General features: G+C 65.4%; 2 protein-coding genes. One reads left to right on the forward strand and one right to left on the reverse strand.

The genetic code is table 11. The features are described 5' to 3' along the window. Positions 1-595 (forward strand): glycosyltransferase family 2 protein (locus Q0288_RS13280; RefSeq protein ID WP_299431194.1); only part of this gene is annotated, 595 nt, incomplete at its 5' end. A gap of 95 nt (positions 596-690) precedes the next feature. Here Q0288_RS13280 and Q0288_RS13285 read toward each other — a convergent pair. Beyond that, positions 691-1,764 (reverse strand): glucose-1-phosphate thymidylyltransferase, encoded by a 1,074-nt coding sequence (locus Q0288_RS13285; RefSeq protein ID WP_299431196.1) that lies wholly within the window; start codon positions 1,762-1,764, stop codon positions 691-693. Positions 1,765-1,980 lie beyond the last annotated feature (216 nt).

Consider the following 1,980-nt stretch of genomic DNA (forward strand, 5'->3'; position numbering starts at 1 on the left):
CACCCGTCCCTGGGTGGTCGAGATGAACAGCGATGTATACCTCGAGGCCGGAGACCTGGAGGCCCTGCGAGACGCTCTCCAGCAAAACCCCCGAGCTGCTTTGGCCGGCCCCACCCTGCGAACCCCTCGAGGGAAGTTGCAGTCCCATGGGCTGTTTTATGCCCCCCACTACTGGAACCTGCACCGGCCCAGGGCGGTGGGCTGGGTATCGGGGGCGCTGATCATGGCCCCCAGAACCGCGCTACAGGAGATCGGCGGGATGGACGAGCGTTTTTTTTTCTATAACGAGGACCTCGAGTGGGGTGCGCGGGCCCGCCGCAAGGGCTGGCAGGTCTTGCTGGTGCCCCGTAAGGTCCTGCACCTGGGGGGAGGCTCCGCCCCCCAGGATCCCCGCTTTATGGCCGAGGGCTACCGGGGTGGGCTGCTTTATACCCGCCAGTACCACCCGGCCCTGCATGGTTTGCACCGGAAAGCAGTCTGGCTCGAGGCCCATTTGCGTCTGTGGCTCGAGGCGCATCCGGTACGCAAAGCTAGCTACCGGCTTATCTTAGACCGGCTGAACGGGGGGAGTCTGGACGAACCCTTCCTGCCCTGACGGGAGGAGCCGGTTGGCGGGGTCGGGGTGAGGCAGGGGTAGGATATCGGCCTCTATGGCAGGGTGGGCGCGGAGTGGAAGGCCCGGGTTCTGGGTTACAGCCTCACCCGGCTGCGGTCTCCCAGAACCAGCTGGAGGGTGTGGCGGCGGGGGTTGCCCTGGCCATCCACCACCACCCCCTGACCCAGAATGCTGCTATCCAGGCGGTAGGGCAGGGCGGAGATATGGGCTTCGTCCATCAGGATCGAGTATTCAATCTCGCTGGCAATCACCCGGGCATCCCGGCCCACCGAGGTGTAGGGGCCGATAAAACCGTCCTCGACCACCGCCCCGGCCCCGATGTAAGCCGGGCCGCGCACGAGGCTGCGCACAATTCGGGCCCCCGCCTCCACCACCACCTCGCCCACCACCTGCGAGTCCAGGAGTTCGCCTTCGATCCTCCGGGCCAGCCCCGAGAGGGCCAGCCGGTTGGCGTCGAGCAGGTCGTCGGGCTTGCCGGTGTCTTTCCAGTAGCCCCGCACCTGGTGGGCCACCACCCGCTTCCCACTTTCCACCAGGCCCTGAATGGCCTCGGTAATCTCGTACTCGCCGCGCCTCGAGGGCTTCAGGCCGGAGATCACGGCATGGATGGCCGGACTGAACAGATACACCCCCACCAGGGCCAGGTTGGAAGGAGGATCCTGGGGTTTCTCCACCAGCCGAACCACCTGGCCGGCCTCGTTGAGAACAGCCACCCCGAAGGCCCTGGGGTCTTCCACCGGGGTCAGCAAGACCGTGGCCTCTGGACGGGCCTCACGGTACTCGGCCACCAGGTGTTTGATGCCCCCCGAGAGCAGGTTGTCACCCAGGTAGAGCACAAAGGGGCTGTCGCCCAGAAAACCCTGGGCGGTCTGAACGGCATGGGCGATGCCCAGCGGGGCCGCCTGCACGATATAGGTAAGCTGTAAGCCCCAGCGCGAGCCGTCGCCCAGGGCCGCCCGCACCTCGTCGCCGGTCTCGGGGCTCAGGATGACCCCAATCTGGCGGATGCCTGCTTCCAGGAGGTCTTCCAGGGCGTAAAACAGGTTGGGTTTTCCCGCAATGGGGATGAGCTGCTTGGCTCGGGTGTGGGTGAGGGGCCGCAGGCGGGTGCCCTTGCCACCGGAAAGAATCAGTCCCTTAAGCTCCATAGGCGTTACCAGTCTACTGCGGTGTTAGAATATACTGCGATGACAGGCGCTGCCTGCTCTGCGTTTTGCTACTTTTGCCCTGGAGGGCTCCATGATCCAGACCCAACGCCCGACCCACGCTGTGCTAAGCCCACAAAACCCCAGCTTCTCCATCTCAGGCCAGCCCACCGCCAGCCTCACGGCCCTGTTTGAGCAGCTACCCCAGGTCTTGCAGGC

Origin of the sequence: uncultured Meiothermus sp. (assembly GCF_937863175.1) — a bacterium.
Classification (GTDB): domain Bacteria; phylum Deinococcota; class Deinococci; order Deinococcales; family Thermaceae; genus Meiothermus.

Excerpts from the sequence above, each read along its gene's own strand:
- Q0288_RS13285 (WP_299431196.1), bottom strand. The coding sequence starts at position 1,764 with ATGGAGCTTAAGGGACTGATTCTTTCCGGTGGCAAGGGCACCCGCCTG.